This is a genomic window from Rhodoplanes roseus, assembly GCF_003258865.1.
Taxonomy (GTDB): Bacteria; Pseudomonadota; Alphaproteobacteria; order Rhizobiales; family Xanthobacteraceae; genus Rhodoplanes; species Rhodoplanes roseus.
This window is the reverse complement of record NZ_NPEX01000461.1, coordinates 1-3,064: the sequence shown is the minus strand read 5'-3', so window position 1 is coordinate 3,064 and position 3,064 is coordinate 1. Positions and strand designations below refer to the sequence as shown.

The following is a 3,064-nucleotide window of genomic DNA, read 5'->3' as shown; positions in this document are numbered from 1 at the left end:
TCTGCTGATAGAGCTCGAAGCCGACCTCCTTGATGTGGCCGGACTGCTCGTCGCCCAGGAGATTGCCGGCGCCGCGGGAGGCGCTGGTGGTGAAGGCGGCGTAGGCCTGCAGGGCGGCCGAAACCTTGCGGTTGCGGTTCTCCGGCTGCCAGGCCTTGTCGCCCTTGGCCTCCATCGCGGCGCGGCGGCGGGCGAGCTCCTCGTCGCTCACGGCGAGATGGATCCTGCGGTTCGGGATGTCGATCTCGATCGTGTCGCCGTCCTGCACCAGCGCGATGGCGCCGCCCTCGGCGGCCTCGGGCGAGACGTGGCCGATCGACAGGCCCGAGCTGCCGCCCGAGAAGCGCCCGTCGGTGACCAGGGCGCAGACCTTGCCGAGCCCTTTCGACTTCAGGTAGCTGGTCGGATACAGCATCTCCTGCATGCCGGGGCCGCCGCGCGGGCCTTCGTAGCGGATCAGCACGATGTCGCCCGGCGTCAGGGCGCCGCCCAGAATGCCCTCGACGGCGGCGTCCTGACTCTCGAACACCTTGGCCTTGCCCGTGAAGGTGAGGATCGAGGCGTCGACGCCCGCCGTCTTCACGATGCAGCCTTCCTGGGCGATGTTGCCGTACAGCACGGCGAGGCCGCCGTCCTTGGAGAAGGCGTTGTCGGCACTGCGGATCACGCCCTTCTGGCGGTCGAGGTCGAGGTCGTCCCAGCGGCTCTCCTGGCTGAACGCCGCGATCGAGGGCACGCCGCCGGGCGCGGCGCGGAACAGCGTGTGTACCGAGTCCGAGTTGGTGCGCGCGATGTCCCAGCGGTCGAGCGCCTCGCCCATGTCCTTGGTGTGCACCGTGCCGACCGAGCGGTCGATCAGGCCGGCGCGGTCGAGCTCGCCCAGGATCGCCATCACGCCGCCGGCGCGATGCACGTCCTCGACATGCACGTTGGCGACCGAGGGGGCGACCTTGCACAGCACCGGCACGCGGCGCGACAGCTTGTCGATGTCCTGCATGGTGAACGGCACCTCGCCCTCCTGGGCGGCGGCCAGGAGATGCAGCACCGTGTTGGTCGAGCCGCCCATGGCGATGTCGAGCGCCATGGCGTTGGCGAAGGACTGGAAGGTGGCGATCGAGCGCGGCAGCACCGAGGCGTCGTCCTGCTCGTAATAGCGGTGGCAGAGGTCGACGATCAGGTGGCCGGCCTCGACGAACAGGCGCTTGCGGTCGGCGTGGGTCGCCAGCACCGTGCCGTTGCCGGGCAGCGAGAGACCCAGCGCCTCGGTGAGGCAGTTCATCGAGTTGGCCGTGAACATGCCGGAGCACGAGCCGCAGGTCGGGCAGGCGGAGCGCTCGACCGCGGCGATGTCGGCGTCGCTCTCGCGGTCGTCGGCCGCCATGATCATGGCATCGACCAGATCCACGGCGCGGGTTTTTCCGCCGAGCACCACCTTGCCGGCCTCCATCGGGCCGCCCGAGACGAACACGGCCGGGATGTTCAGCCGCAGCGCCGCCATCAGCATGCCGGGCGTGATCTTGTCGCAGTTGGAGATGCACACCATGGCGTCGGCACAGTGGCCGTTGACCATGTACTCGACCGAGTCGGCGATGATCTCGCGCGACGGCAGGCTGTAGAGCATGCCGTCGTGGCCCATCGCGATGCCGTCGTCGATCGCGATGGTGTTGAACTCCTTGGCGACGCCGCCGGCCTTCTCGATCTCGCGGGCGACGAGCTGGCCCAGATCCTTCAGGTGCACGTGGCCGGGCACGAACTGGGTGAAGGAGTTGACCACCGCGATGATCGGCTTGCCGAAGTCGGCGTCGGTCATGCCGGTGGCGCGCCACAGGCCGCGGGCTCCGGCCATGTTGCGGCCGTGCGTCGTCGTGCGGGAGCGGTACTGCGGCATGGCGAAACCTCGGGCGTGCGTTTGGATTTTTCGGGCTGGGCCGGCCGACGCCGGCGAGACCCGGGTTCTAGCGCGTCGTCGGGCCCCTGAAAACCCGCCGGTCCGGGAGTTCGTGCCGCAGAGCGCCTACCAGAGGCCCGGAACCAGCCGCCAGCGCACCTGCAGGCGGTAGGCCGCGTAGCCGGGCAGGTGCACGGTGAGATAGCGCTCCTCCGCCACCAGGCGGGCCGCCAGAACGGCGACGAGGGCGAGGCCGGGCCAGAACGCCCACCACGAGCCGAGCGCCAGCGGGCCGAACAGGCCGAGGAACGAGGCGCTCGTGTACATCGGGTGGCGCACCACCGCGTAGGGGCCGGTGGCGATCACCGGTTGCGCCGCCTCCACGGCGACCGTGCCGGCCGCGTAGCTGTTCTCGCGGAACACCAGGAAGCACAGCGCATAGGCGGCGACGATCCCCAGATTGCCGAGCACGACGAGCCCGGGCGCCATGGCGGACCAGTGGAAGCGGTGGTCGAGGCCGGGCACCACCATCAGGGCGATGCCGAAGACGCTGGCGACGATCTGGATGCGGCGCTGCACCGGATCGGGCTCGGCCGCCGGGCCGACCGTCAGGCGCCGCTCCAGCAGCGCGGGATCGTGCGTCAGCATCCAGGCGGCGATCGCCGCGGTGGCGCCGAGCGAGGCGGCGAGGAACAGCCAGCCCGGCCAGAACTCCACCGACCCGGCCGGCAGCATCACCAGCAGGACCATGAAGGCCGTGAGCTTCAGGAATCCGACGACGGTGCGGCGGGCGAGGTCTGTCATGCCGGCGCACCATACGACGGGGGCCGCCCCGGACAAGAGCCGCGTGTCCCGGACGCGGCGCAACGCGCCGCGAGCCGGGACCCAGGGGCGGTCGATCGAAGCGCTGCGACGAAAGAAGCTGGACCCCGGCTCACGGCACATCAGGCCTTCGGCCTGCTGCGCCGCGTCCGGGGCACGAAGCTGCGGGGGCCGGTCGTCCTCACTTCCCCTCCAGCGTCAGCACCGGCTCCCAGCCGGGGCCGGGGGGAGTCTTGGCCAGCTCTCTCGCGCGCGTCTCGAACAGGGCAGCGGGCGGGTCGGTGGCGGCGATCGTCGCGAAGGCCTCGGCGGCGGCGGCGAAATCGTGGGCGCGGAAGCGGGCCAGACCCTCGG

2 protein-coding genes are annotated in these 3,064 nt (G+C 70.9%); both read right to left on the bottom strand.

The annotated features are described in order from the left end of the window. The coding region (ilvD, locus tag CH341_RS30090) for a dihydroxy-acid dehydratase (RefSeq protein WP_111423146.1) at positions 1-1,888 on the bottom strand (1,888 nt) is incomplete at its 3' end. A gap of 126 nt (positions 1,889-2,014) precedes the next feature. After that, on the bottom strand, positions 2,015-2,692 hold the full coding sequence (locus CH341_RS30085) for a methyltransferase family protein (protein WP_210208675.1): 678 nt from the start codon (positions 2,690-2,692) through the stop codon (positions 2,015-2,017). Positions 2,693-3,064: the final 372 nt, after the last annotated feature.

Bases quoted from the DNA above. Each gene is read 5' to 3' on its own strand.
- CH341_RS30085 (WP_210208675.1), bottom strand. From the start codon at position 2,692: ATGACAGACCTCGCCCGCCGCACCGTCGTCGGATTCCTGAAGCTCACG.